General features: G+C 68.1%; 18 protein-coding genes, 1 tRNA gene and 2 pseudogenes. 15 read left to right on the plus strand and 6 right to left on the minus strand.

From position 1 onward, the window contains the following. Positions 1–28: 28 nt before the first annotated feature. From ACQP1V_RS09265 to ACQP1V_RS09280, 4 genes are all read left to right on the plus strand, one after another. A complete protein-coding gene (locus ACQP1V_RS09265; protein WP_433420926.1) occupies positions 29–457 on the plus strand; it encodes a RipA family octameric membrane protein in 429 nt (142 codons plus the stop codon). Beyond that, positions 403–744: a DUF7701 domain-containing protein gene (locus ACQP1V_RS09270; protein WP_433420929.1), complete on the plus strand. Its 342-nt coding sequence runs from the start codon at positions 403–405 to the stop codon at positions 742–744. The genes ACQP1V_RS09265 and ACQP1V_RS09270 overlap by 55 nt, the downstream gene beginning before the upstream one ends. Positions 745–1,016: 272 nt before the next feature. After that, a tRNA-Lys gene (locus ACQP1V_RS09275) sits at positions 1,017–1,105 on the plus strand. A 438-nt stretch (positions 1,106–1,543) separates the two neighbouring features. Then, positions 1,544–1,810: a hypothetical protein gene (locus tag ACQP1V_RS09280; protein ID WP_433420932.1), complete on the plus strand. Its 267-nt coding sequence runs from the start codon at positions 1,544–1,546 to the stop codon at positions 1,808–1,810. A 181-nt stretch (positions 1,811–1,991) separates the two neighbouring features. Here the strand turns inward: ACQP1V_RS09280 and ACQP1V_RS09285 are convergent, their stop codons facing one another. Then, the gene (locus ACQP1V_RS09285) at positions 1,992–2,312 is read right to left on the minus strand and encodes a GYD domain-containing protein (RefSeq protein WP_433420935.1); all 321 of its coding nucleotides are present in this window, start codon (positions 2,310–2,312) and stop codon (positions 1,992–1,994) included. A 343-nt stretch (positions 2,313–2,655) separates the two neighbouring features. Here ACQP1V_RS09285 and ACQP1V_RS09290 point away from each other — a divergent pair, with 343 nt between their 5' ends. The 5 genes and pseudogenes from ACQP1V_RS09290 to ACQP1V_RS09310 all read left to right on the plus strand — a co-directional run bounded on the left by ACQP1V_RS09290 (position 2,656) and on the right by ACQP1V_RS09310 (position 8,712). Continuing rightward, entirely contained in the window at positions 2,656–3,390 is a 735-nt protein-coding gene (locus ACQP1V_RS09290) for a hypothetical protein (RefSeq protein ID WP_433420937.1), read from the plus strand. 170 nt (positions 3,391–3,560) lie between these two features. Further along, positions 3,561–3,747 (plus strand): annotated as a pseudogene (locus ACQP1V_RS09295) (hypothetical protein); the annotation flags it as partial. A gap of 140 nt (positions 3,748–3,887) precedes the next feature. Further along, positions 3,888–5,216: a hypothetical protein gene (locus ACQP1V_RS09300; RefSeq protein ID WP_433420940.1), complete on the plus strand. Its 1,329-nt coding sequence runs from the start codon at positions 3,888–3,890 to the stop codon at positions 5,214–5,216. Between the two features lie 537 nt (positions 5,217–5,753). Beyond that, complete coding sequence (fusA, locus tag ACQP1V_RS09305) at positions 5,754–7,853, plus strand: elongation factor G (protein WP_433420942.1); 2,100 nt, start codon at positions 5,754–5,756, stop codon at positions 7,851–7,853. Between the two features lie 88 nt (positions 7,854–7,941). Continuing rightward, positions 7,942–8,712 carry an SDR family oxidoreductase gene (locus tag ACQP1V_RS09310; RefSeq protein ID WP_433420945.1) on the plus strand — a complete coding sequence of 257 codons (771 nt, stop codon included), beginning with the start codon at positions 7,942–7,944 and terminating at the stop codon, positions 8,710–8,712. A gap of 256 nt (positions 8,713–8,968) precedes the next feature. Here the strand turns inward: ACQP1V_RS09310 and ACQP1V_RS09315 are convergent, their stop codons facing one another. Then, complete coding sequence (locus tag ACQP1V_RS09315) at positions 8,969–9,736, minus strand: SDR family NAD(P)-dependent oxidoreductase (RefSeq protein WP_387412884.1); 768 nt, start codon at positions 9,734–9,736, stop codon at positions 8,969–8,971. 280 nt (positions 9,737–10,016) lie between these two features. Here ACQP1V_RS09315 and ACQP1V_RS09320 point away from each other — a divergent pair, with 280 nt between their 5' ends. Then, on the plus strand, positions 10,017–11,183 hold the full coding sequence (locus tag ACQP1V_RS09320; protein ID WP_433420948.1) for an FAD-dependent monooxygenase: 1,167 nt from the start codon (positions 10,017–10,019) through the stop codon (positions 11,181–11,183). Positions 11,184–11,345: 162 nt separating this feature from the next. Here the strand turns inward: ACQP1V_RS09320 and ACQP1V_RS09325 are convergent, their stop codons facing one another. From ACQP1V_RS09325 to ACQP1V_RS09340, 4 genes and pseudogenes are all read right to left on the minus strand, one after another. Then, entirely contained in the window at positions 11,346–11,831 is a 486-nt protein-coding gene (locus ACQP1V_RS09325) for a (2Fe-2S)-binding protein (RefSeq protein ID WP_433420951.1), read from the minus strand. Then, positions 11,828–12,730, minus strand: a complete 903-nt coding sequence (locus tag ACQP1V_RS09330) for an FAD binding domain-containing protein (RefSeq protein WP_433420954.1) — start codon at positions 12,728–12,730, stop codon at positions 11,828–11,830. The genes ACQP1V_RS09325 and ACQP1V_RS09330 overlap by 4 nt, the downstream gene beginning before the upstream one ends. After that, positions 12,727–14,199, minus strand: coding sequence for a xanthine dehydrogenase family protein molybdopterin-binding subunit (locus ACQP1V_RS09335; RefSeq protein WP_433425790.1), 1,473 nt, complete (start codon positions 14,197–14,199; stop codon positions 12,727–12,729). Before ACQP1V_RS09335 ends, ACQP1V_RS09330 begins: the two co-directional genes overlap by 4 nt. Continuing rightward, positions 14,160–14,975, minus strand: a pseudogene (locus tag ACQP1V_RS09340) (xanthine dehydrogenase family protein molybdopterin-binding subunit); the annotation flags it as partial. The pseudogene ACQP1V_RS09340 and the gene ACQP1V_RS09335, both read right to left, overlap by 40 nt. Positions 14,976–15,365: 390 nt before the next feature. On the opposite strand from ACQP1V_RS09340, the gene ACQP1V_RS09345 reads away from it, so the two are divergent. The 5 genes from ACQP1V_RS09345 (at position 15,366) to ACQP1V_RS09365 (ending at position 20,185) form a co-directional block, all read left to right on the plus strand. Continuing rightward, on the plus strand, positions 15,366–16,634 hold the full coding sequence (locus tag ACQP1V_RS09345) for an alpha/beta hydrolase (RefSeq protein ID WP_433420957.1): 1,269 nt from the start codon (positions 15,366–15,368) through the stop codon (positions 16,632–16,634). Positions 16,635–16,764: 130 nt separating this feature from the next. Further along, entirely contained in the window at positions 16,765–17,115 is a 351-nt protein-coding gene (locus tag ACQP1V_RS09350) for a DUF4288 domain-containing protein (protein WP_433420959.1), read from the plus strand. A 461-nt stretch (positions 17,116–17,576) separates the two neighbouring features. Further along, positions 17,577–18,509 carry a transporter substrate-binding domain-containing protein gene (locus ACQP1V_RS09355; protein WP_067135684.1) on the plus strand — a complete coding sequence of 311 codons (933 nt, stop codon included), beginning with the start codon at positions 17,577–17,579 and terminating at the stop codon, positions 18,507–18,509. 12 nt (positions 18,510–18,521) lie between these two features. Beyond that, positions 18,522–19,424 carry an amino acid ABC transporter permease gene (locus tag ACQP1V_RS09360; RefSeq protein ID WP_067135966.1) on the plus strand — a complete coding sequence of 301 codons (903 nt, stop codon included), beginning with the start codon at positions 18,522–18,524 and terminating at the stop codon, positions 19,422–19,424. An 11-nt stretch (positions 19,425–19,435) separates the two neighbouring features. Beyond that, on the plus strand, positions 19,436–20,185 hold the full coding sequence (locus tag ACQP1V_RS09365; protein ID WP_387413217.1) for an amino acid ABC transporter ATP-binding protein: 750 nt from the start codon (positions 19,436–19,438) through the stop codon (positions 20,183–20,185).

Genomic DNA, 20,185 nt, shown 5'->3' on the forward strand with positions numbered 1-20,185 from the left:
GCCCCCGCCCGATGTCTCGCCAGCCTTCTTGGACCTCTACAAGATGGCGGTCGAGATGGCAGATCGCCTCTCCGCTCGGCGAGGGACTGCGAATGCCTTCTTCCTCACGGTGCAGACGACGTTCGTTGCGGTGCTCGGTGTGGCGGCACCTAACCTTGCGAAATCGCCGTGGGGAATCGGGATCGCGGTCTCTCTTGCGGGAGTCGCGCTCTCGGCCACCTGGTGGCTGCAGTTGCGTAGCTATCGGGACCTCAATCGTGCCAAGTTCAAGGTCATCAACAAGGCCGAGGAAGCGCTCTCGCTAAAGATCTTTTCGGAGGAGTGGCGGTACCTCAGGCAGGACCCGATCCCGTCATGGCGTAGTCGGTACGCAGAGCTGGGAACTAGCGAACGTGCGATCCCATGGGTTTTCGCCATGTTGCACGTTCTGATGTTCATGGGAAGGTTCTGGGGGTGACGTACTTGAGTGACGATGCCCAACTGATCCGTGGAATGCTCGCCGACACAGCCAGCCCTCCGGAGGATTCCGACTCTCTCTTCCTCCTGTATGCGGTCCTGCTTCGCGCCAAGGGTACTGAGGTAAGCCCTTCTGATGTTCATGATGCCTGGTCAGCATGGATGCAGGACCGGGACCCTGACCATCCCGCACTTGTACCTTTCGAGCAGCTTGATCTGGGCATTAGGGCGGAAGATTCGCCCTACGTAGAAGCAATAAGGAAGGCAGCGCTGTGTACCCGCCGATGACGGGCTACGGTGTTCGAAGGCGTGGCCGAGACGGGAGAAGCTCGGTGTACGCCACAAATTGACGCAGGGTGCAGCGCTCGTGGTGGACACGGAGGGGAAGGACGTCAAGCTCGCGGCCGAGCCGCCAGCGGAACACGTCGATGCAGCGGTTCCCCTTCATTTCGGTGGCCGGGTTGCTCGGTGGTTGCTCGGATGCCGTGGAACGGGACGTCAGGCCGTGGCATTGAGCGGCACTCAGACCGGGCGACGGCCGTACGAAGCGGCATCAAACGGCGCGGTGTGGTGGTGGCCGGCACGGGATGACAGGGCGAACCGCTGACTCTTAATCAGCGGGTCCGGGGTTCGAGTCCCTGGCGGCGCACTTGCAAGAAACCCAGGTTGGTACATCTGACCTGGGTTTTCTTCATTTGGTGATCAGCTCGTTGGCGCCCCACCCCCCGTGTTGATCACGATGGTTGCTCATCGTTTGCTCGCCAGCCGAAATCCTGGTCGCGGCGTGATCATTTGTGGCCCGGGTTCCAGTGCTGAGGCGCGGGGCTGGATGCCGGATGCCGAATAAGGGGACGCCACCTTCCCACTCGGCGATGTCGCGACCCAGTTACTTGAGACGCGTCTCTCAATCGCGGGTCGTACTTGGTCACTCTGAAGCGGTGGTCGAGCACGCTCCACCTTCACCCGTCGGGTCGAAGTCCGGAAAGATCGACAAGGTGCCGTCTGCCGGAGGTGCCTTGAAACCCCAACGACGACCGGCTTTTCGGGACCGGGCACGAACCTGGCCAACCTGTTCAACGTTACGGGCGTGGCCGAGCGGGACAAGGCCGGGAATGCGGTGAAGCTGTGGGACTCCTGGCTGGTCGGCAAGCCGCTGTTCGGAAAGGACGTCCGTAGCATGCTCACCGTCGCGGTCGTGGGCGACCTCAACCGCAACGGCGTGCTCGACGACGCGCCTGACACGGTGAAGGACCTCAACGGCGACGGCCGGGTCGATGCCAAGGACCTGCGCAAGCTCGGCGTGACGTCGAATATCACCGAGGTGCCGTTCCACATCACCGGCTCGGCGGCCTGAGAACCCCGAAGCACAACCTGCCGGCTCCCGTGCGTCTTCTCTGGACGGACCGCGCGGGAGCCGGCTGCCGACCACCCACCGCGGCCGGGGCTGGCGCCGCGCTCGCCTTTGCAGGCTGGCGCGTCTCAGACGGCGCGGCCGGTCCTCACCCGTCCTGAACGCACACCGGCGCGACGTACGATCATGCACCGGGCGTTTGGTACTGCACCTTCAGTTTGGCGGCCTCGTCGACCTCCTCCGCCGTCAGGAGAACGACCGTCTTCGTCCGTACGCCACCGGAGGCCGAGGTTGTGAATCCCACGGCGGCGGAGGCGGCGTTGCTGGGCAGGTCGGCCACTATGTACACGTCGCTCTCACCGAAGGCGAAGTACATCTGCTCGACACGGCCCCCGACGCTCTCCACCATGCGATCCACCGCTTGGCGTCGCGCGGTACCTCCCCCCTTGAGAACCCCCTTCAGTCCCGCCTCCGTATAGCTGGCCTGTATCAGGTATTTGGGCATGGCTGCACCTCTGGGCCGTTGACCGTTTTCCGGGGCCGCCCCGTCAGTGTGGGCGCCTCCCGTTTCCCCGTTCGGACATCTGGCGGGGTTATCCCCGGTCATGGCGCCGACATGTCCCGTGGCCAGTACGGGAACTTCGACGAAGCGGCCGACGACCATCGCGGGGGCCCTGGCCTGGGGAGACGTGTCGTCGCGTTCGCGTGTTGGTTTCCGGGCCCACGACGCCAGCGAGTCAAATCGAGTAGGAGGGTCAGGTCGCCCGACCCTCCTACTCGATTTAGTCGATCTTGTTGGAGCTTCGTCCGTCAAAAGATGATGGAGCATGCTCGACCACCGTTTCAGAGTGACCAAGTACGACCCGCGACTGAGAGACGCGAGCGGGGCCTTTGTGGGGGACGATTGGACCTCCATCTGTGAGATCGGCCAGACCTTCGACGGTCGCGTCCTCACCCGCCGGCGGTACGAGCAGGTGGAATCGGCCTATCTGATGGCGGTAGAGCTGTTCGCCCAAGAGTCCGGGATCACCGAGTTGGTCGTACGCACTCCCGGACTGCACGGCATCAGCTCCGGGCGTCTTCTGCCCGGCTACGGCCCGGAAGTATCCAACCTGTCTGCGGAGGAGTTCTATGACGGCCGCGTGGTCTCGCTTGCGGCGGGGCTGGAACTGGTCCGAGCGATGCTGCGCGAGGACGGTGTGTGGTGCCTCCTGGAGGCCGAAGGCCGCTTCAGTCTCGCGGTCGGCTGGGACTACTACCTCTATGTCAGCAGTCATCGGCCGTGCTTCCAGGCGGTAGACCGCGTGCACGGGCTCGGACTCTTCGTGGACGAAGGCTTCACCTCGCCCTACGATCTGGATCTCGAAGATCCAGTGCCATACCGGCCGGCGGATGAAGGGTTCTGGGCAGAGGTGGAACTCCTGGCGAGTCGAACCAACGGGGAAGTGGCACTGCTTGAAATGTGGGCCTACAACGCATGGTGCTGGCACCTGGTGACCCCTGGGGACGGGATCGCCCGGTCCGTGCCGCGCTCAGACCTCGTGCCATGGTCACCGCCTTCGTCGGTGCACCCGTGGCAGTGAACGACGTCAGCATGGCCGAGATTTCGGCACACGGCACAGCGATCAGCTTCGCGGGCCGTTTCCGGCGGACCAGCCTGGCGCGCTCGTCGCGGTCCTACCTGACGAAGACGGCATCGTTCGAGCGCGATGGGCATGACGCTCGCCAAGAGCACTGCTTGGAACCTGTGGATCGCCCGGAAGGTACCAAGGGCCCCGGCTCCCTCCGCAGGTCTCGCCATGGCGTTCAAGCTGATTGAGCCCGCCCAGGCCCGCTGGCACGCGGTCAACGTACCCCGTCTGGTCGCGCTTGTGCGCGCTGGGGCCAACCCTGGTCGCGGCATGATCTTTTGTGGCCCTGGCCGAGTTCCTGGGTGCTGAACTTCACCGATCGCCATGGCGCTACGACACCGCCCGCCTTACAGGTGGCCCCTGGCCCGCACCAGGCCCGTAAGCCTGGAACTGTCGGAGGCCCCTGGCAGGCTCTTCCGCGACGGCCTTCGGCGGAAAGGGAGGCACCCATGGCGCGCGGTGTGGGCCGGGAGAAGGTTCGCGAGCTGCTCAGACTTGCCGTGTGGGAGGTCGACCTCGCGGTCGAGACCGGTCTGCTCCGACGCCTGCCCAACCGTACGTTCGACCCGGTCTCGGTCAACGCGGCCCAGGCCGACCTGGAGCACTTCCGACAACTGCTCGCCGACGAGCATCGATGCAACGCCACCCAGGCGGCCGCCAGGCTCGGCATCTCGGCGGAGCGCTTCAAGCAGCTCGCCACCGGCCTGGCCCCCGTCGCTGTCGAGGAGATCAGGAAGTACGGCCGCGCTCTCGTGGTCCGCTACTACCGCGCGGCCGATGTCGATGCTCTGGCCGACCACGCCCGTGCGGACGCCGAGCTCCGCGCTGCGGCACGGGCGTACTCCAGATCCGAAGCTGCCAGAAAAGCAGCCAAAACCCGCAAGCTCAACCTCGTGCGCGCTCAGACAGCTCGCACCGAGATCGAAGCCGCCAAGCCCGCGCTGGACAGAGATCGGGTCGACGTGCTGATCTGGGCCGCGGCGCTGATGACAGCCGCCAGTGTCTGGCCTGGCCCGTTGCGACGGCTCCGCCTCATCGTGGACCCGCGTATTCCCCCGCTCGTCGCGACCCTACGCCAGGCTCGCCTGATTCCTGCCGAGTTGGAGGCGATGCTCACCGCTCTGCTCGCCCGGGCGACGGAGCTGATCGCACTCCTGATCTCGCCGCACGAAGCCGAGCGGAAACTCGGCGTGCCCATCGATCAGGTACCAGATGATCTCCAACGCGTTGGAGATCATCTGTTCGCTTCCTCCCTCGACGAGCTGCTCGCCGCACCGCCTTCCTGGCTGTTGCAAGCTCGGGCGGATCAAGAGCTGCGAGAGGCCGCTCTTGCCGAAGCCCGCCGAGCCGCCGAGGCGGCCTTCCGGCGCCACCGGGACGAACAAGCCGCCGTCGACGCAGCCGCGCGGGTGGCCTCCCGTCTGTCTGACACATCGGTGGCGGAGCTCTTCGACCTTCCCGTCGAGGTGATCCGGCTCCTGCGCCCCAAGAGCGGCCGGTGGTCGGCCGAGAACGTTGAGCGACTGCTGCGTGACACCCCGCTCTGGCTGCAGTCGCAGACCGCAGCCAGAGCGGAAGCCGACCGCCGTCGCCGCCACGCCGACAATCGCGCCACCCGGCTGGCCCAGCGACGGCTCGGCTGGCGTCGCCAGTGGGCGGAGCTCTTCGACGTGCCCCTCGAACAGGTCCCCCAGGGAGTCGGACGCCCCACCAGCAGAGCGATCGATGCTGTCAGGCGGGAGTCACCTGCCTGGGCTCGCCGAGCGTCATCCGATTGAAGAAGACCCTCTCCCGCTGTTGCTGAAACCCCAGCCGGCGCAGTCGTGACCCGACCATCATGGCGGCGGCGAGCAGCCTGTGGGAGGCGGCGGACGGGATCCCCTCGGTGCTCCCATAGAGCCCGCCGCTCCGCCCGGATCGAGGGAACCGCCGGGGAATCCGACCGGATCGCGAGGGCCGGCAGCACCCAGGTTCGCGGTCAAAAACCAGTTCTCTCGCGGGCACTGATCTCAATACACTCGCCGCGAACGACGCGCCGCCGCGACGTGCGCATTGACGAGGGAGAGGAGCCGGCCGTGCGCTACCGCACCGCTGAGGTCATCCCCGCGTCACGGTATGAGGTGCTCCTGGTGTCTTCGCCGGCCTGGTGTCGGCTGCGCGGCCGGCACTGGATGTCCCCGGCGGAAATCTGACCTGCGTCTGCCCCGTGCCGAGCTGATCGGCCGGGCATCTCCTGATGCGGTGGCACCGCATCAGGCTCTTTCGCTCGGGAATCGCGCTTTCCCCATCTGGACCATCTCGAAGGGTCATAGGCAATGCGCGCCAACCTGCACCGCCATCTCACGGATACGCCGGCCGATGTCCGCAACCTGGGCATTCTCGCCCACGTCGATGCCGGCAAGACCACCATCACCGAGCGGATCCTCTATGTCACCGGCACCACGTACAAGCGTGGCGAAGTCCACGACGGGACGACCGTCACGGACTTCGACTCCCAGGAGCGGGATCGTGGGATCACCATCTTCGCCGCGGCGGTGAGCTGTGCGTGGGACGGACACCGGATCAACCTGATCGACACCCCGGGCCACGTCGACTTCTCCGACGAGGTGGAGCGTTCGCTGCGGGTACTCGACGGTGCCGTCGCGATATTCGACGGAGTCGCCGGAGCCGAACCGCAGAGCGAGTCGGTATGGCGGCAGGCCGACCGGTACGGGGCGCCGCGGATCGCTTTCGTCAACAAGCTCGACCGCGCCGGCGCCGATCTCGACACGGCGGTCGAGTCGATCCGCGCGCGACTGCACGTCACCCCGCTGGTGGTCCAGCTGCCGATCGGGCGTGAGGACGGGTTCGTTGGAGTGGTGGACCTGCTGCGCATGCGGGCGCTCGTCTGGGCCGACGGCCGCGGCACGTGCGAGGAGGGCCCGGTTCCGGACTCCCTGCGGGAAGAATCCCGCCGGCGCCGCCGACTCCTCGAGGAGGCGGTGGCCGAACTGCACCCGATAGCGTTGGAGGAGTTCTGCGCGGAGTCGGCGATCTCCGAACGGACTCTCGCCGCCGCGCTGCGCGACCTGACCCGTACGGGTGAGGGCGTGGTGGTGCTGTGCGGATCGGCCTACCGAAATCGCGGGATCGAGCCGTTGCTGGACGCCGTCGTGTCCTACCTGCCCTCGCCTCTGGACATGCCGGCGGTGCGCGGCAGCCAGGACGGCACGGAGCAGGAGCGCGCCGCCGACCCGGCGGCGCCGTTCGCCGCACTGGCGTTCAAGGTGAGTTCGACCGCCACCGGGCGGCTGACCTACCTACGCGTGTACTCGGGAACGGTGGAGAAGGGAGACACGGTGCTGGACGCCGGCGCGCGGCGCACCGAGCGGATCGGCCGGATCCTGCGGGTGCAGGCGGACCGGCACACCGAGGTGGACCGGGCGGTGGCCGGGGACATCGTCGCGGTGATCGGGCTGAAAACGGCCCGCGCGGGGGCCACGCTGTGTGCACCCGCGGCGCCGCTGGTCCTCGAACCGCCGAGCACGGCCGTTCCGGTGGTCTCCGTGGCCGTCGAGGTTCGCAGAAGCACCGACACCGGGCGGTTGGCCTCGGCGCTGGCGCGGCTGGTCGAGGAGGATCCCTCGCTGGTGGTCAGGGCCGACGCCGAGACCGGTCAGACGGTGCTGTCGGGAATGGGCGAGCTGCATCTGGAGGTCGCGGTGGAGAAGATCCGCCGTACTTATGGGCTGGAACCGATCGTCGGCCGCCCGCGGGTGACATATCGGGAGGCGATGGTGCGTGGGGTGTCCGGGCTGGTGTATCGGCACGTCAAGCAGGACGGTGGCGCGGGCCAGTTCGCCCAGGTCGTCCTCGACGTGGCGCCGCTGGAGGTCACCCCGGACCTCGTCCGTGACGATGGCGGCGGAGTGGACTTCCTGTTCCACTCGACCGTCGTCGGCGGACGGGTGCCGCGGGAGTACGTCCGCGCGGTGGAGGCCGGTTGCCGGGACGCCCTGGCCGAGGGCCCGATCGGCGGCCACCCCGTCACCGGACTGCGGGTCACGCTCACCGACGGAGCCACCCATCCCAAGGACTCTTCGGAGATGGCGTTCCGGACGGCCGGCAGGCTCGCGCTGCGGGAGGCACTGCGCGCCAGTGCGATGGTGCTGCTGGAACCGGTGGCCGAGGTCACGGTCACCGTGCCCGACGCCGCCGTCGGCGGAGTGCTCGGCGACCTGGCGGCACGGCGCGGCCGGATCTCGGGCTCGACCGCGAGAGCGGGTACGGTCGTGATCACTGCGATCGTGCCGCTGGCCGAGACCTTCGGCTACGCGACCCGCCTCCGCAGCCGGACTCAGGGCCAGGGAAACTTCACCACCCGGGCCGCCGGTTACGCTCCGGTGCCGGCATCCGCCGGTAAGCCGACCTGTTAGGGAGTGTCAGACGCCCAGATGGCCTCGTCCGCACGCGGGCGGGGCCGTCTGCGCGGGTGGCCTCAAGGCCAGGCTTCGCCTGGCGCGCGTGATCTTCCGTTCCGCCGAGCCGGGGCCAGAGCAGTTCCTCCCGTACCCGGTCGGGAGGGCGTTCGGCGCGCGCGACGTTCTCTACCGGCGCTTCAGCGAGGGCCGCCGCAAACCCCCCGGAACTGTTTGCTTACATGGAGTTCTGTATCAGCCGCCTGCAGGCCTGAGAGGACCACTGATCGTGACCACCTCGATCACCGTCGGAGGAAGCAGCGGGCTGGGCCGCGCCGTAGCGCAGCGATTCGCCGACCGCGGCGACACCGTCATCATCACGAGCCGCACCACGGCGCACGCCGACACCGTCGCCACCGAAATCGGCGGCACGACCCGAGGCATGGCCGTTGACCTGTCTCGTCCGGAGACGATCGCCGCTGCGCTCGTCGATGTACGCGAGGTCGACAACCTGGTGATCAGCGCCATCGCACAGGGCGTCAACTCCCTTGCGGACTTCGATATCGCCGAGGCCATCAGGGCCGTGACCATCAAGCTGGTGGGCTACACCGAGACCGTGCGCGCCCTGCGTGACCGGTTCACCCTCGACGCGTCGGTCGTGCTCTTCGGCGGCTTGGCCAAGGAGCGCCCCTACCCCGGCTCAACCATGGTGACCGCCTTCAACGGGGGTATCACCGGTCTGGTGAAAACCCTGGCGGTGGAGATAGCGCCCCACCGCGTCAACGCGATCCACCCGGGCGTGGTGGGAGACAGCCCGAAGTGGCGCGACGTGCCCGACCACCCCACGTGCCGCGTACCCCTATCGGACGCCTCGTGACGACAGCGGAGGTCGTCGATGCCACCGAGTTCCTTCTCCGCAACACCGGCGTCAACGCCCAGGACTTGTTCGTCGACGGCGGACTGCTCGTCACCTGACGCATCCGCAGCCAGGGCAGCCAGGAACAGCTCGAGATCGGCATGGCCGCGTCTTGACGGATCACCTAAAGGTCCGCGAAGGGGCCGCGAGCCGGGCGACAAGCCGGAGCCATGAGCCGGGCTTCACCGATCATCCGCCGCGTCACTTCGCGAAGGGGTCAGCCGGTGGAAAAGAGGGGCCATCCGGCCGTGAGGCCGCCGTCCAGGACGATGGTCTGCCCGGTGAGGTAGGAGGCTTTGTCGGAGCCGATGTAGAGCACGGCCGCGGCTATCTCCTCCGGGGTGCCGGGGCGGTGCATGGGCAGGACGGAGTTGACGGCCTCGCGGACGTCGTCGCCGGCGGTGAACCTCTCGTACATGCCGGTCTGGGTGAAGCCGGGGGCGATGGCGTTGACGCGGATGCCGTGGGCGGCGCCTTCGAGTGCCGCCGCCTTGGTGATGCCGATGACGGCGTGCTTGCTACCGACGTAGAGGGCGGAGTTGGGGTAGCCCATCAGCCCGTAGGTGGAGCTGACGTTGATGATGCTCCCACCGCCCTGAGGTCGCATGGCGCGGAACTCGTGTTTCATACTCAGCAACGTGCCCAGGACGTTGGTGTCGAAGGTGGCCGCGTAGCTTTCGTCGGTGACATCCGTGACAGGTCCCGGTGCGCCCTCTGTGCCGGCGTTGTTGAAGGCGATGTCCAAGTGGCTGAAGCGTTCAACGGTGCGGTCGATGAGATTGGTCATGTCCTCGTTGCTGCGCACGTCGGCACGGACGAACGCGACCTGCGCGCCGAGTTTGCTCAGCTCATCGGCGAGCTCGACGCCGACGTCCTCATGCCGGCCGGAGACGACGAGATTCGCGCCCTCGCGAGCATAGGCGACGGCCACGGCGCGACCGATGCCGGTGAGCGCGCCGGTAACGAGAACCACGGGAGTGGACATGATCAGTTCCCTTGGATGAGGGTGGACAGCCAGACCGCATAGCTCGATTCCTGACACCACACCTTCCCGGTTCTCCATCCCACAACCTCGGCCACGACGATGCCGGCAGCGAGCATCAGCGAGACGGCACCATGGCGGAGATCGTGCAGCCGGATCGGCGGTAGACCTGCGCAGGTCAACACCCAGTTCTCGGCTCTGGTTGCGCTGAATTAAGGGGAACGCAGGGACGCGTGAGTATAGAAAAGACCTGCCGGATTTTGCGGGCAGGGAAGGGTATCCAATGCGTCCGAGGGAAGCGTTCAAGGCTTTGATCATCGGTGGGTCCGTCGGGGGCCTGGCAGCGGCTCATGAGTTGCGGGCGGTCGGTGCGGAGGCTGTCGTGTACGAGCGGTCGGCGGGCAGGATGCAGGCCCGTGGCGCTGGGATCGTCATGCAGCCGGAGGTGGAGGCGCTGTTGGTCGGCCTGGGCATGTCCGCGGAGTCGGTGAGTGTCGAACTGCGTGAGCGCCAGCAGCTTCACATCCACGGCAGTCCCGACAGGTATGAGGCCCCGCAGTTGATGACGGCCTGGGACACTCTCTACCGGGCGTTGCGGGAACCCCTCGCCGGGGTCTGTTACCGCTTGGACAGTGCCCTTAGGCGGGTCCGGGTGGAAGGTTCTGACGTCACGGCCGAGTTCGCTGACGGCTACACGGCTCAGGGTGACTTCCTGGTGGGCGCGGACGGGATCGGCTCGGCCACGCGCCGGCTACTCGATTCCGCCGCGCGTCCCGCGTACGCCGGGTATGTGGCCTGGCGAGGGCTGGAACCGGAGTCGGCCCTGCCCGGTGGCCTTCTGGACCTGCTGGCGGACCGGTTCACGTTCTTCGGCGCGGCCGGCCTGCAGATGCTGTGCTACCTGGTTCCTGGTCCCGGCGGCGAGCTGGCTGTGGGCTCCAGGCGGGTCAACTGGGTGTGGTACACGAACGTGCTCGAGCGCGACGTTCCACGGCTGCTTGCGAGCCGGTCCGGAAAGCGGTTCACGACCTTCCTGCCGCCTGGGGAGATGCGTCCGGACGTCGTCGCGGAGGTTAATGCCACGGCGGAGGCATCGCTTCCGCCGCCGTTCGCGGAGCTCGTGCGGCACAGTGAGGTCTTCATGCAGCCTGTCTTCGACCTTCGGCCGTTTCGGATGGTCGCCGACCATGCGGCTCTGATCGGCGACGCCGCCGGAACGGTCCGGCCGCACACCGCCTCCGGGACCTCCAAGGCGTTCGGTGACGCGGCCGGCCTCGCCGCGGCCATGCGCGGATGGACACCCGGTCAAGACCTTCCCGCCCAGCGGCTGGCGGACTGGGAAGAACAGCGACTGATTCACCTGGTGAGGCTGTCGGAGATGGGGATCAACCTGGCTGAGCGGTCGGAACTCGGGACGGCCACCGGCCGCCGGTTCTTCGCCTCCGCCTGAGGGGTCCGCGTGGGTGGGGAGCGGCGGCAGGCCGGCTGCTTCCGCTCGACCGGGTTGCCGTGCAGGTTGACCACGTAGTGGCGTTCCCACTCGGGGCGGGCAGCCGCAGCGGGTGCATGAGGACGGCCTGCGGCCGCTGCCCGGCGGGAGATGACCTGCCCGTCACCGCCTCCGAAGCGAGGCCGACTCGGCCGCGGCGCGCATGATCGCTCGCCGGATGGGTTCATAGCCGGTGCAGCGGCAGATGTTGGACTCGACCAGGCCGTGTACCCGTTCCGGATCGTCGCCGATAGTGGGGTCGGCCTCCAGGGCGCCTGCCGCCACCATCAAGAAGCCCGGTGTGCAGAAACCGCACTGCAGGGCGTGCTCGGCGGAGAAGGCCCGTTGGAGAGGATGCGGCTCGCCGTCAGGCCCCGCCAGGCCTTCAACGGTGCGTACCGACCTGCCGTCGCACTGTACGGCAAGCATGAGGCAGGAACGTACGGCCTTGCCGTCCACCAGCACTGTGCAGGCCCCACAGACGCCGTGCTCGCAACCGAGGTGTGTACCCGTCAGCCGGCAGTCCTCGCGCAGTACATCGGCCAAGATGCGTCGCGGCTCGACATCCAGCGGGTAGTCGTCGCCGTTGACCGTAAGTGTGATCTTCACTGAAGGACTCCCTCCGCCGCCTGGCGCAGCGTTCGGCCGACCAGCACGGCGATGACCTGCCGCCGGTGTTCCGGGTCGGCGTATGGCTCGGCGAGAGGAGCGGCGTCCTGGTCGGCGGCGATCCGGCCGGCACGGGCGAATGGGTGGCCGCCGGGCAGCCGGTTGCCGACCGCCGGGACGGTGATCTCGCGGCCGACCAGGACCTGTTCGGCGGCGTGGGCCCGAATCGGCCGGTCGGCGCAGTTGACCAGGCCGATCCTCGCGTCGCTGATCAGTCCGTCTTGCGCGGTGAGCGTGGCGGCAACGGCCACCTGGGCGAAGCAGAAATGCGTCCGCCGGTGCTCCATGAAGCCGACCCCGGTGCCGTCTGCGGGCAGCGGGAACCGCACCGAGGTGATGAGCTCGTCTCGTGCGCGCGCGGTCTGGAAGGGGCCGCGGAAGTAGTCACGGGCCGCGATCTCGCGGGTGCCGCCGGTACTGCGTACCTCGATCGCGGCGCCGAGCGCGAGGGCGATCGCGCACCACTCCGATGCCGGATGCGCCCAGGCGAGGCTGCCCACCATCGTGCCGCAGGCGCGGATGGGCGGGTGGGCGATGTTGACGGCGGCGAGCGCGAACAGCCTGCCGAGCGGGCCCGGCACCGCCTGTGGGGACTCGAAGACGCCGTGGCGGACCAGCGCGCCGATCTCGACCGTGCCGTCGTTCACGCTCAGGCGGTCGAGCCCGGCGACACGGTTGATGTCGACCACCAGGTCGGGGCGGATCCGCTGCAGGTGCATCTCCAGGATCAGGCTCTGGCCGCCGGCGAGGACGCGGACGTCGCGCCGGGTGTCGCCGAGGGCGTTCAGGGCCTCGTCCACGGTACGAGGTGCGACGTAGTCGAAGGCTGCGGGTTTCAACGGGCACCCTCGTACTTCGTGGCTCGGGCCGCGCGCCACACGACGTCCGGGGTCAGCGGCATCTGCAGCAGACCGGGGTCGGCGATCTGGAGCGCGTCGGCCACGGCGTTGACGATCGCCGCGGGTGTGCCGATGCAGCCCGACTCACCCGCCCCCTTGGCACCCAGCGGCGTACTCGGGCTCGGGGTGCGGGTCTCCTTGACCTCGATGGGCGGGACCTCGCTCGCGGTCGGCAGAAGGTAGTCCAGCAGGCCGCCCGCCAACAGCGGCACGCCGTCGTCGCCGTAGGGGATGCCCTCGTACAGGGCCTGGCCGATCCCCTGGACGGCCGAACCGAATGCCTGCCCGCGTACCACCGCCGGATTGAGCACGACTCCGCAGTCGTCCACGGCGACCAGTCGTAGCACGCGGACGGTGCCGAGTTCCGGATCGACCTCGGCGACGGCGGCGTGGGCGCCGAACGGAAAGCCCATGCCCGACTCGAACCGGTCGTCGACACTGAGCGGTCCGGTGGCTTTCACCAGTTCCGCCACGTCCATCGCGGCCGAGCCGTCCCGGACGTGGCGGACCGAGCCATCGGACCACTCCACCTCCTCGACCGGCGTCCCCCACAAGTCCGCGGCCCGCTCGCGTGCCAGGTCGATGAGCAGGGCGGACGCGTGGTGCAGGGCCGCCCCGTCGACCTGCGCCGAACGGCTGGCGAAGGAACCCAGGCCCTCGGGCTGTGCGTCGGTGTCTCCCTCGATCAGCCGTACCCGGCTCACGTCGACGCCGAGGGTCGCGGCGACCAGCGCGGGAAAGGTTGTCTCATGGCTCTGCCCGCTGGAGGCCGCGCCGCAGCGGGCGGTGATCGTGCCGTCCTCGTGCGCTTCGATGCCGGCGAAGTCGTGCAGTCCCCCCGGTTCTCCGCCGGAGCGTTCCACGTAGCAGGACAGGCCGATGCCCAGCGGCAGGGCGTGCGGGTCATGCCTGCGGCGTGTCTGCTCGGCCCGCCACGTGTCGTAGCCGATGGTCTCCAACGCCAGGTCGAGGGCGGCGGCGTAGTTCCCGCTGTCGTAGCACCGGCCGGTGGGGGTCTGGTACGGGAAGTCATCGGCCGGGATGAAGTTGCGTCGCCGCAACTCCGCCGGGTCCAGCCCGAGTCGGCGGGCCAGCAGGTCCATCGACCGCTCCAACGCGATCGTCGCCTCCGGCCGGCCGGCACCGCGATACGGGTAGGTCACCATCGTGTTGGTCAGCACCGAGCGCACGGAGGCGTGAACCCGCGGTGTGGCGTACGGCCCGGTGGCCATCCAGGCCGTCTGCATGGGCAGGCCCACCCCGAGATGAGGGTAGGCACCCACGTCGGCGTCGATCTGCAGTTCGTAGGCGAGCAGGTGCCCGTCGGCGTCGGCGGCGAGCCGGACCCGTGGTCCTGGCCCCGCCCGCGGGTTGCGGCCGTCATGGACTCCAGACGGTCCTCGATCCAGCGGACGGGCCGCCCGAGCATCACCGCCAGGTAGACCACCGTGACGAACTCCGGAAACGCCGCGCTCTTGGAACCGAACGCGCCGCCGGTATCGGGCACCACCACGCGGATCCGGTCGACCGGCATTCCCAGCAGCGCCGCCACTTCACGCCGCAGCCGGTGAGGCATCTGATGCCCCGACCACACCGTCAACCGCCCGTCCTGTTCGGGGACCGCGAGGATCGTCCGGCACTCCATCGGCGTCGGCATCAGGAGTTGCTGGCGGTAGCGGGCCTCGACGACGGCGGCTGCCTCCTTCCATACCGTCTCATCGATCGGTGTCCCGGCCTCTCCCCGGAACGCGGTGTTGCTCCGCCCGTCGAACAGCAGAACCGAGTCGTCGGCGGCGGCGGAGGGCGTTACCACGGCCGGCAGCGGATCGATCCGGACGGCGACCTCGGCGGCTCCGTCCTCGGCCCGGTAGCGGTCCTCTCCCACGACGACCGCGACGGCCTCTCCCGCATACCGCACACGGTCCTTCGCCAACGCCGGCCATTCACGTCCGGCGACCGCCTCAGCGGTGGACAGCTGCGCGAGCAGCGTATGAGGCACCGGCGGCAGATCCTGCAGGCGCGCGGCAGCGTGCGCACACGCGGGTAGCCCGGACAGATCCGCCGCCGACCACACCCCGACCACTCCCGGCACCTCTCGGGCGGCCGCGCAGTCCACGTCGCGCACGACACCGTGAGCGATCCTGCTTCTGACAAAGACCGCATCCAGGCAACCCGGCACCGCCACATCCGCGACGAACCGGCCACGGCCGGATAGCAGCCGCCGGTCCTCGCGCCTGGCCCACTGCTCCAAGGCGATCCCCCAACACCGACTCGATCGGTCAAGCCCGTAGCGCTCCCTACTGGCATTCCACAGCCAAGCCCGTTCAACTCTTTACGCTCGGGGAAACTCACTCAGCACACGGCGGCAGCCGGACCCAGGGCCAGGGGAACTTCACCACCCGGGCCGCCGGTTACGCCCCGGTGCCGACGTCCGCCGGTAGGCCGACCTGTTAGGGAGTGCTGCCGCGCGATCAGGCGCTGACGGGGGGCGCGGGCCTTCACCGCCGGAGGCTCTCGTGGCTAGGCTGCGCTCTACGTACGACAGTACGGATCACCAGGAGGCAGAGGCGACGTGGTGACGGGGCCGCGTGACAGCGCCGGAGGGCCGCCGCCGACGCCGGGCGTCAGGGCCTCGATAAGACTTGTACGGTTCGCCATGCTGTGCGGGCTGCTGTGCCTGCTGCAGGTCGCGAGCGTCGTGGTGCTGGTCGCGTCGTTCCACCAGCCGTGGACCGCGCTCGCCGGCGCCTGGACGGTGAGCTGTGCCGCCGCGATCCTGATCGCGAAGTGGCGGGTCAGCCGAGCCCGCGATTCGGCGCGACGGCGGCCACTGGTCGACGCGGCACGCCTGGTCGCCATCAGCACGGCCGTCTCCTTGAGTCTCTTCATGTGGCCGGGCGTGTCCACGCCAGATGTCCGGCCGGATCACCGCGCGGCGCGCCTGCGGGTGGCCGGCGGCGAGTTGGCCGTCCGTACGATCCGGGCCACGGCCCAGAAAAGGCCGCCGCTGGTGGCTCTGCACGGCGGGCCCGGGGTGCCCTTCACGGAAGCCGAGGAACGCGCACTGAGCGGCCTCGCCGTCGACCGCGACATCGTGATCTACGACCAGATCGGGGTGGGCGACTCGAGCAGGCTCTCCGAACCGCATGAGTACTCTCTACGGCGAGCCGTGGACGACCTCGGCGCGGTCATCGCGGCCACCGGCATGCCGAAGGTCTCGATCCTCGGCTACTCGTGGGGGGCTCAGGTGGCGACCGTGTACGCCGCCGAGCACCCGGACCGGGTCATGGAACTCGTGCTCATGTCGCCGGGCTTCTTTCCCTGGCAGGGCCGCCCGCTGCGACCCGGACTGCCGCAGAGCCGGTTGACCCTGCCCCAGAAGGCATACGCGTACGGACTGGCGGTCAAACCCAGAAACCTGTTCGTCTACGTGCTGGTCGGCGCGGACCCGGATGTCGCGCGCTGGTTCGCCTCGGACGCGGAGATGGACGCGCGGTTCGCCGAGCTGTTCGCCGCGTCCGAACCGGCGACGTTCTGCGACCGCCGCGGCCGGTCCGCGAAGCCGTCCGGCCTGGGTTTCTACGCCAGTCAGGTGCCGCAACAGCATCCTGGCCTCGACGGTGTCACCCGGGCCGAGGTGCCCGGCCTCGGGTCGGTGCGGACCCTGATCCTGCGTGGCAGTTGCGACTACATCCCGATGTCCGCGGCGAACGATTATCGCGACGTGATGCCGCGATCGCGCCTGGTGGACGTTCGCGACGCCGGTCACGCGCTCCTGGAGGGCGCCGGCCCCGAGGTGGTCGCGACGGTGCGCGCGTTCCTTCAAACGCCTTCCCAACCGTGACGCGGGTGCGAAGCCTCGGCAGGAAAGGCCTCGCACCCCGATGCCGGGAACGCCTCGTGAAGACGGCCGGCCCACATACGACTCGGCCACCGACCACTACCGCGCCCAACCCTGAGGGCGAGGCGAGCTTGTGAATAGCGGATCCAGAGTTCCGTACATCGCGATCCTGGTCTTCAAGACTCAGGTCGGTGGTGGCTATGCTCCTCCACGATTCAGCGAGGACATCGTGCTCATCCATGCCTGTTCTCTCGACGAAGCGCGCGCGTCTGCGGATTCGCGAGGACGAGAGGATGAGACGTCTTATGCCAACGAGGACGGCGAGACGGTCACATGGACTTTCGTCGGGGTGGCCGACGTGCGGGAAGCCTTGTATGACTCGCTCGATGAGGACGCGAGCCTCTATTCCAGGAGCTTCGACGAGTTGACGCGATACAAGCAGCTCTTCTCCATAGAGTCCCTGCGGCGCGAAAGTGACTCATAGTTCCCGTGCTCACTCCTTGACCGGCGTCCACTAACGTTGTCGATCAAATTTCCCGCCGCACCGCTTTCATTCTTTACGGGAGGGAAGGGCGCGGCGGCGCGAAGTATGAAGGACGCGACGGCACGGCGGAAATGCCGGCGTCGGCCTCGCCGGCGGACTCCCCCCAAAGGCGCGGAGCTCCGAAGACTCGTAATTCAGGACGTCTCAGCCATAAGTAGACGCCGAGATTTCTGTGGCCGGAGTGCCACCCCCATCACGCCCGGCACCTCGACCAGGCGGCGGGCCATGTCCTCGGTGATCGTCCGTACCGGGTGAGTCCGGCAGTCGCGGATGCACCGGATCGGCCGCTTTCGCCCCAGTGTGCGGCTGGGCTCTTGACCATGCCGAGCCGGCTCCAATAGCGTCTCCCTCCGCGAAACGTTGTCTCTCTCAAAGAGACTGTCTGAGGGATGTGAACGCCCGTGAAGAGGGTGAAGGTTGCCGCGGCGACGTTGGTGTCCGCAGTCGCGCTCGTCAGCTGCTCGACGCCCACCGATACCCCTCAGAGTGATCAGGGGAAGAGCGGCGGAGCGGCCTTCGAACAGGCCGACACCTTCCCGCAGATCCAGCCGAACCCGGAGGTCGAGGCCCTGCTTCCCGCAGAGCTGAAGCAGTCGAAGAAGATCACGATTGTCCTCACCGCGGGCGCTCCGCCCACGTCGTTCATCTCTCCCGACGGGAAGACGAGCCTGGGCCTGAACGCCGACATCGGGCGCGCGCTCGCCAGGACGATGGGGGTCGAGCCGACGCTCGTGTCCATCCCGCTCGACGGCATCATCCCCGGACTGCAGTCGAAGAAGTACGACATGGCCGTGGCCTCCATGTCACCGAGCCCGGAGCGGCTCGAGGTCCTCGACATGGTCGCCTTCACCAAGGGTGGCTCCGCGATCGCCGTACCCGCGGGCAATCCGAAGGGCCTCAGCTCGAAGACGCTCTGCGGCCTCCAGGTGGGCGTCGGCGTCGGATCCTTCCAGGCCACGACCCGGCTGCCGAAGCTCAGCGAGGAGGCGTGCACAAGCCAGGGCCAGCCGGCCATCAAGCCCGTCGAACTGCCGGACCAGAGCCAGGTGCTGCTGGCCCTGTCGAGCGGCCGCATCGACGCGGTCATGGCCGACGGTCCGGTCCTGGGCTACGCGCAGAAGACCCAGGACACCAAGTTCGAGGTGCTGCAGGACGAGTCCAACCTGACCTCGACCGGCGGGATGGCCGTCGTCAAGGGCTCCGAGCTGACACCGGCGGTCGTCAAGGCGATGGAGGTCCTCCACGGGCTCCCCGAATACAACAAGATCTATGAGAAGTGGGGGATGCCCGGCTACGCTCTTCCGGCCGCCGAGCTCGGCCAGCTCAAGGGCTAGGTGATCGAACCCATGAACGTCACCGAAGGGCCCGGTCTGAGGCCCCGCCGAAATCCCAAGAGAAGCCCCTGGCGGTACGTCGTCATCGCCGTGATGCTCTTCCTGGCGCTCGCGCTGGCCGACGTGGTCCTGACCAACCCGAACTTCGGCTGGCCGGTCGTCGGGCAGTACCTCTTCAGCGCCGTCATTCTCGACGGGCTCCTGCTGACGCTGGAGCTCACCGCGGTCGTGATGGTCGTCGGATCCGTCCTGGGCGTGATCCTGGCGGTCATGCGGACGTCCACGAACACGTTCGTCGCCCGGGGCGCGTGGGCCTACATCTGGTTCTTCCGCGGCACGCCGCTGCTGATCCAGGTCATCTTCTGGTTCAACATCGCGGCCCTCTTCCCGCGGATCTCGCTGGGCGTGCCGTTCGGCCCGACGCTGGCGGGCATCGACGCCAACGCCCTCGTCACGCCGTGGACCGCCGCGGTGCTCGCGCTGTCGCTGAACGAGGGCGCGTACATGGCCGAGATCGTGCGCGGCGGCCTGCTGGGAGTCGACCGAGGCCAGTACGAAGCGGCTCAGGCGCTCGGCATGCGGCCGAGCAAGGTCTTCGGGATCATCCTGCCGCAGGCCGTACGCACCATCATCCCGCCCACCGCCAACCAGCTGGTGACCACGTTCAAGAACACCGCGCTGGTCAGCGTCATCGGCCTGGCGGATCTCCTGCACAGTGCCCAGGTCGTCTACGCGCTGAACTACCAGACGATCCCGCTCCTCATCGTCGCGGCCTTCTGGTACCTCCTTCTCACCTCGCTCCTCAGCTACGTCCAGTCGCTGCTGGAGCGCAGGTACTCGAAGGGCTACGTGCCGAGGTCGCGCCCGCAGGCCGCGACCGGGACGAGCGACGCCGTCGCGCTCAAGGAGGCCTAGTGGAGACTCCCATGATCGTCCTGAGGGGGATCCAGAAGCGGTTCGACTCCGTGCACGTCCTCAAGGGAGTCGACTATTCCGTGTCCAGGGGATCGGTCAGCTGCCTGATCGGCCCCTCCGGCTCGGGCAAGTCCACCCTGCTCCGCTGCATCAACGGGTTGCAGCCCGCGGACGAGGGCGAGGTGTGGGTCGACGGCGAGCTGATCGGCCTGCGGGTCGACGGGGACCACGTGGTCCCGCTGCCGGAGAAGGAGATCGCCGACCAGCGACGCCAGATCGGCATGGTCTTCCAACGCTTCAACCTTTTCCCGCACATGACCGCGCTGGAGAACGTCATGTCCGGGCCGCTCCGCGTCAACCGCGCCGACAAGGAGCGGACCCGCGACCTGGCCATGGGACTGCTGGACCAGGTGGGCCTCGCCGCGCGCGCCGATCACTACCCCAACGAGCTGTCGGGCGGGCAGCAGCAGCGCGTCGCCATCGCCCGGGCCCTGGCGATGAAACCCAAGGTCATGCTCTTCGACGAGCCGACGTCCGCGCTGGACCCCGAGCTCGTGAACGAGGTGCTTTCGGTCATGCGCGACCTCGCGGCCGAGGGGATGACGATGATCGTCGTCACCCATGAGATGGGCTTCGCCCGCGACGTCGCCGATCACGTGTGCTTCATGGACGAAGGCGTCATCGTCGAGGAAGGCCACCCGGACACCGTGCTCACCGATCCGCGTACGGCGCGGGCCCGAGAATTTCTGAAGCGAGGCTGA

The organism is Microtetraspora malaysiensis, from assembly GCF_050947145.1.
In the GTDB taxonomy this organism is placed as follows: domain Bacteria; phylum Actinomycetota; class Actinomycetes; order Streptosporangiales; family Streptosporangiaceae; genus Microtetraspora_A; species Microtetraspora_A malaysiensis.